9 protein-coding genes (1 of these 9 cut by a window edge) are annotated in these 6,081 nt (G+C 42.3%); 6 read left to right on the forward strand and 3 right to left on the reverse strand.

Features of this window, described 5'->3' with window-relative positions; all coding sequences use genetic code 11:
• The first annotated feature begins 2 nt into the window (after window positions 1-2).
• Genes QM738_RS12830 through QM738_RS12840 form a run of 3 tightly spaced genes read left to right on the forward strand, consistent with a single transcriptional unit; the run spans window position 3 to window position 2,307 of the window.
• Window positions 3-464 (forward strand): TPM domain-containing protein, encoded by a 462-nt coding sequence (locus tag QM738_RS12830; protein WP_462277125.1) that lies wholly within the window; start codon window positions 3-5, stop codon window positions 462-464.
• A 34-nt stretch (window positions 465-498) separates the two neighbouring features.
• Window positions 499-1,287, forward strand: a complete 789-nt coding sequence (locus QM738_RS12835; RefSeq protein ID WP_462277126.1) for a TPM domain-containing protein — start codon at window positions 499-501, stop codon at window positions 1,285-1,287.
• A gap of 9 nt (window positions 1,288-1,296) precedes the next feature.
• Entirely contained in the window at window positions 1,297-2,307 is a 1,011-nt protein-coding gene (locus QM738_RS12840) for a TPM domain-containing protein (protein ID WP_462277127.1), read from the forward strand.
• A 64-nt stretch (window positions 2,308-2,371) separates the two neighbouring features.
• On the opposite strand, the gene QM738_RS12845 is transcribed toward QM738_RS12840, so the two are convergent.
• From QM738_RS12845 to QM738_RS12855, 3 genes are all read right to left on the reverse strand, one after another.
• On the reverse strand, window positions 2,372-3,988 hold the full coding sequence (locus QM738_RS12845; RefSeq protein ID WP_462277128.1) for a M1 family metallopeptidase: 1,617 nt from the start codon (window positions 3,986-3,988) through the stop codon (window positions 2,372-2,374).
• A gap of 39 nt (window positions 3,989-4,027) precedes the next feature.
• Window positions 4,028-4,366, reverse strand: a complete 339-nt coding sequence (locus QM738_RS12850) for a hypothetical protein (protein ID WP_462277129.1) — start codon at window positions 4,364-4,366, stop codon at window positions 4,028-4,030.
• Between the two features lie 85 nt (window positions 4,367-4,451).
• Window positions 4,452-4,817 (reverse strand): hypothetical protein, encoded by a 366-nt coding sequence (locus QM738_RS12855; protein WP_462277130.1) that lies wholly within the window; start codon window positions 4,815-4,817, stop codon window positions 4,452-4,454.
• 155 nt (window positions 4,818-4,972) lie between these two features.
• Here QM738_RS12855 and QM738_RS12860 point away from each other — a divergent pair, with 155 nt between their 5' ends.
• The 3 genes in view from QM738_RS12860 to QM738_RS12870 are tightly spaced (at most 43 nt apart) and all read left to right on the forward strand, a layout consistent with a single transcriptional unit that may run on beyond the window.
• A complete protein-coding gene (locus QM738_RS12860) occupies window positions 4,973-5,170 on the forward strand; it encodes a hypothetical protein (protein WP_462277131.1) in 198 nt (65 codons plus the stop codon).
• A gap of 43 nt (window positions 5,171-5,213) precedes the next feature.
• The gene (locus QM738_RS12865) at window positions 5,214-5,768 is read left to right on the forward strand and encodes a hypothetical protein (protein ID WP_462277132.1); all 555 of its coding nucleotides are present in this window, start codon (window positions 5,214-5,216) and stop codon (window positions 5,766-5,768) included.
• 4 nt (window positions 5,769-5,772) lie between these two features.
• Window positions 5,773-6,081, forward strand: the 5' portion of a protein-coding gene (locus tag QM738_RS12870; protein WP_462277133.1) for a DUF4476 domain-containing protein. 525 nt of this gene lie beyond the right edge of the window; 309 of the gene's 834 nt are visible here — the first part of the coding sequence; its start codon is at window positions 5,773-5,775; the stop codon falls past the right edge of the window.

The following is a 6,081-nucleotide window of genomic DNA, read 5'->3' on the forward strand; positions in this document are numbered from 1 at the left end:
CTGTGGCACTATTCCCTTTGTTCAAAAAGAAAGAATTCTTTTCTGCCGAAGATAAAGAGCAGATAGTGGAAGCTATACGCATAGCTGAAAAAGAGACCAGTGGCGAAATACGGGTTTTTGTAGAAAGTAAAAATGCTTTTGTAGACCCGATAGACCGTGCCGCAGAAATATTCTATAAGTTAAAGATGCAGGATACAGAGCACCGTAATGCGGTGCTTTTGTATATTGCTATGAAAGATAAACAACTGGCTTTATTTGCCGATGAAGGTATCTATAAGCAAGCCGGAGCTGATTACTGGAACAATGCTGTAAAAAATATGATATCGCAGTTTACATCAGAGAATATCAGTAAAGGTATTGAACAATGTATCCTGCAGGTAGGACAAACATTAAAAGAAAAATTTCCTTATTCCCCCACAGACGATAAGAATGAATTGCCGGACGAAATTGTTTTTGGAAAATAATGCCGGGCAAAAAAATGGTAAGCGCTAAAAGAACATGAAAAAGATACTCTACATATTTTTATCATTGCTGGTATCGGTTTCATTGTTTTCGCAAAATAGCTTCAATCCCGAAGATTTACTGAAAAAAAGGCCATCACCACAAAAACTGGTGAACGATTTTACGGGTACGCTCACAGCCGATCAAAAAAATGCACTCGAAAACAAGCTGTACATATTTGATGACAGCACTTCTACTCAGATAGCAGTAGTTATAATTCCAACTTTAAACGGCAACGAGATCGCCGACTTTAACGTGCAGCTCTTTCGTGCCTGGGGCGTGGGTAATAAAAAAACCAATAACGGGGTTGTTTTATTAATTGCAAAAGACGATCACCGGTTGAATATTACAACAGGTTATGGCCTCGAAGGTGCATTGCCCGATGTAACCTGTAAACAGATCATTGATGGAATAATTGCCCCAAAATTCAAAGGGGATGACTATTACCATGGCATAGACGAAGGCACTACCGCAATTATACAGGCTGTACGAGGCGAATTTAAAGCTCCGGAAGGTTATAATAATAGAGGTAAAAGTGGCGGGTTGGGCAGGATAATCTTTTTAATTGTCATCATAATTATTTTTCTTTCCATTAACTCCGGCAGGGGCGGCGGTGGCTCATTTATGAGCAGGCGTGGTTATGCTGCCTGGACGATTGCCAATATGCTGGGAGGCGGTGGCGGCTGGAGCGGCGGCGGGGGAGGTTCCGGCGGTGGTGGAGGTGGCGGCTTCGGCGGCTTTGGCGGTGGCAGCTCCGGTGGTGGCGGTGCAAGCGGCAGTTGGTAACAACGCAATATGAAAACTCTCTTATTATACCTGGCCTGTTTATTATCAATACCAGTCTTTTCTCAAACAGGTAACAACAACACATTCTATAAACCAAGGCCCCAGAATGCCGGGCCTGTAAATGATTTTGCAGGACTGCTTACCAAAGAAGAAGCAGCATTATTAACAAAGAAATTGATTGCCTATTTTGATACATCCACCAATGCAATAGTGGTGATTACTCAAAAAACTTTAAAGGACCAGGCGACAGGAGAAGTGTACGGGCTGGAAGAAGCTGCCAAACATTATTTCAATAACTGGGGTATCGGGTCCAAAGAAAAAAACAATGGCGTATTGTTTTTTATCGTTAAAGACGACCGGAAAGTAAGGATCGCCACCGGTTCGGGTATTGATGATATACTTACCGATTATAATTGCCAGGATATCATCGACCAGCACATTGTTCCGCATTTTAAACAGAAAGAATATTACAAAGGCCTGGATGAAGCAGCAGGAGAAGTGATGCTCTACCTGTCGCCGGAAATATATGGCAGTACAGAGACCGCGGCACCGGAACCCACACCGGTAGCAACCACCGACAGTTATTCGTTTCAGCAGGAGGAAAGCAGGAGTGAGCAGGGCAGTTTTATCCTGCCGGTATTGATATTTTTTGCAGTGATCGTGATCATTATCTTGATTCTTGTAAAAGCATTCAGCGGAAGAAGTGTAAGCAATACCATATATGATGGAACAGGCTCGTACAACGGGTCTTTCGGCCGCCGCAGCGGCTGGCCATGGTTCCTGGGCGGTTTTTTCTTCAATAGCTTTTTCAACAGCCGCAACGATTCACACTATAATAACTACAATAATTACAACAACAATTATAACAACGATAACAATTCCGGTTTTTCCAACAGCAGCAGTTTCGATTCCAGCTCTTCCAGCAGTTTCAGCTCATCGGATAGTTTTAGTTCATCCGACAGCGGTAGTTCCTTCGATAGCGGCAGCTCTGATGGTGGGGGCGCAAGCGGCAGCTGGTAAAAAATAATACGCAATAAAAAATGCCCCCGGTTAAGGAGGCATTTTTATTATAAGAATAGCTGTATTATTTCCATACACTCTTGATATAATCCGCAATTTCAGTTCCTTTTGCTTTCGATAATTTATCCAGTCCTGCCTTCATTGGAGGATCGGTAAAGCCCCTGTATTGTTCAGGTATCTGGTTCCTGAATTTTATGATAACATCGATACCTCTTTTCACTTTTGAAATGTCCTGCACTTTTTCTAAAAACCCTGCAAAAGTAGCGCTGGCGCCCACTTTTTCCTGGCTTAAAGGAGCATCGTCAAAGCTTTGCAGCACAATATCAAAATCAGCTTCGGTGCCTTTTTCAATAATAATACCGCTGATCACCTGTACAAGATCACCCTTGGCATCCTTGCTGTATTTTTTTGCAAGCGTATAAGAATTATCAGGATCCAGTTGTGCAAGTCCCTGCAATGCAGAAGCAGCAACTGAGTAAGAAGAATCATCCACATTTTTTTTAAATAAGCTTAAGTATTTGGCATCGCCGCTTTTTACCAGCAGGTCCAGTTCCGCAGCTTTGGCCGTCCTGTTATCTTCTTTTGCAATAGCAGCTTCGGCAGCCTGCAGTACATCAGCATCGCCGGCAAATTTTGCATTTGCAAGCAGTTGTGCCGCATACCTTCTTAAATAACCGAATTTGTCTTTCAAACCTTCCACCAGTTCTTTCATATTGTTCTTGGCAAAATAATCCAGCGCTTCCTTCCGGTCCATATACAACGGTGCATATTTCCACTGGTGAATAAAGTTGTCGGAAGTTTTATTATCCGTCTTCATCCAAAGCGTAACCTTGTCACCATCTACATTGATCAGGTCAGGATGCTGTGTATAAGGAATGGTAAAGCTTTGTTTTTTCTCTTCCATCCAGATATGGTATCTTTTTTTAACCGAACCATTGTACACATCCACTGCTAAAGGCAAACGGAATACCTTATCAGTTTTTTGTGTTTGCTCAATAGTAATAGTGGCTTTACCGGCAGCATCATCGTACGCATAATCAATCTTAACTATCGGGTGCCCGCTACCGAAATACCATTGGTTCCAGTACCAGCTTAGGTCCTGGCCGGTCACTTCTTCAAAAGCAAGACGCATCTGGTCCGATTCGCCATTCTTGAATTTATTGGTGGTAAGATAGTTGTTCAGCGATTTAAAAAAAGCATCATCACCTACATAATTGCGCAGCATGTGTAATATCCTGCCGCCTTTTTGATAACTCACCAGGTCAAATACATCTTCCTTATCTGCATAATAAAACCTTACCAGGTTCTTTTTAGCACTCGCAGGGTCCTGGAAGTAATTGTTCATACCATTAAAATTCTCCCTGTCGCCGGCATCCTTACCATGTTTGTATTCCATCCATAAGGTCTGGCTGTAATCCGCCATCGATTCATTCACGGTGATATTGCTCCAGCTTTCGGTAGTAACAAGGTCGCCAAACCACTGGTGAAATAATTCGTGGCAAATAACAGTTTCCCAGCTATTCTCATCTGCCAGCTGCCTGAAGTTCTGGTAAGCGCTTTCCTGGTGCAGGGTAGCCGTGGTGTTTTCCATGGCGCCGCTTACATAATCCCTTCCAACGATCTGGTTGTATTTCTGCCAGGGATATTCAATACCCAGTTTTTCCGAATAGAATTTCATCATTTCGGGAGTGCTTCCAAATACAGCACGGGCATAAGGCGCCTAGTTTTTTTCTACATAATAACTTACTTCCTTGCCTTTATAACTGTCTTTAATAATAGCATAATCACCTACACCCATAAAGAATAAATAAGGGGAATGCGGCAGGTCCATTTTCCAGTAATCGGTACGGGTGCCATCTGCATTTTTTTTCTGGCTGATCAATAAACCATTACTCAGGGTAACATATTTGGCCGGAACCGTCATGTAAATTTCATCTGTGGTCTTTTGATTGGGTTTATCAATGGTAGGCATCCATACACTGTTGGCTTCGGTTTCACCCTGTGTCCATATCTGTGTGGGTTTATCTTTGTCTTCGCCGGTAGGGTTGATAAAGTACAAACCCTTTGCATCATTAATAGCAGCGCTGCCCTTTACTTTTACTTCGTTGGGCTTGCTGGTATAATCAATATAGATGGTGTAATTTTCATCCGCCTTTATACATTTTGTCCAGCGTTATCTTTAATTGCCAGCCATCGTAATCGTATTTAAGGGGAGATTTTGCAGTGCCTTTCATGATAGCCACTTCCTTAATGTCCATTCCTTTTGCATCCAGTGTAAGGGAATCGGTGGCATAAAAATGTGGCTTTAAGGTCAGCCATTCCTTACCATACATCCACGCTTTGGCATAATCGAATCTAACATCCAGCTTGGTATGTACCAGGTCGTTTATCTTGGTGCTGGTGGCACGATAAATCTTTTTCCAGCTGGTATCTTTGGGGGCCGGTTCATCCTGCGCCCGGGTTAAAAAGGGGCTTGCTGCCAATGCAAGCAAAAAAAAGCATTTCTTCATAATTTATGTTTAGTTGTCAAAAATAAGCGCATAAAGCCTAAAGTAAAATCAAATTTTATTTAAATGGTAAATGCCATTGTATTAATGAGTACTTTTGAAACTGGTTGCTGCGCTGCTTTTGGAGCCGCAACTGCTATTAACAAATAAAAATTCCAATGCGTACGTTTTATAAAAAACTATTCACTCTTTTACCGGTTTGCCTGCTTTTGTTCATTCGTCTCAATGCCCAGCAAAGTCATTTTATTTACCTGCAAACAGAAAACAAACAACCCTTTTATGTAAAGCTGGATAAAAAGAATCCTCAGTTCATCCGTATCCGGGTATGTCATTATTCCCAAACTGCAGGATGGTAAATATGAACTCACAATAGGATTCCCCAAGAACGAATGGCCGGAATTGAATGTTACATGTACCGTAAATAAAAAAGATGCCGGCTACCTGGTAAGGCAGTTTGGCAGCAAAGGTTGGGGGCTGTTCAACCTGCAAACGATGGAAGTGATCATGCCCGAAGTAAAGTCATCGTCCATTCAAACGCCGGTGGAAATAGATAAGACAGATATATTCTCCACTACACTCTCTGCAGTGCTCAATGATCCATCCATCGCAAAAAAAATACAGGAACCCGAACCGCCGAAAGAAGAAGTGAAAGCGCCGGAAGAAATTAAAACAGCAGTGGTGGAGAAACCAGCAGAGCCTGAACCTGCAACAACACCTGTGCCCGTCAAAGATTCGCCTGAAAATAAAGTAACAGCTAAAGCCACGGAAGTAAAAGAAATAGAGCCGGCAATAAAACCTGCAGTAATAAAAGAAGAACCGCCGGTTACAAGTGCCGAAGTAAAAAAACTCTTCAGCGTAAAAAGTACAGAAGGCACGGATATAGTATATGCGGACATAGTAAATGGTAAAGCGGATACCATAAGATTATTTGTACCGGCAGAAAAAAAACACTGAAGCAGTGCAGCAGGCGCCGGCAAAAACAGCAGCAGCAGTTACTGAGCAGCCAAAGGAAGAACCGGCTGTAGCTGAAGCTAAGCCGGAGCCGAAAGAGGAAAAAAAAAGTGAAGTTGTAAAAGAAGTACCGAAACCAACAGCAGAAAAACAAACGGTTAAAGAAGAGGCCCCAAAGAATGAGGTGGTAAAGGAAATACCCAAAGCTGTAGAAGAAAAGCAGCCCGCTGTTAAAGAAACAGCAGAAAAAAATGATATAGTAAAAGAAGTACCTAAAGCAACTACAGAAAAACAACCTGCTGTTAAAGAAGCACTC

This window comes from Ferruginibacter sp. (assembly GCF_049840995.1).
In the GTDB taxonomy this organism is placed as follows: domain Bacteria; phylum Bacteroidota; class Bacteroidia; order Chitinophagales; family Chitinophagaceae; genus Ferruginibacter.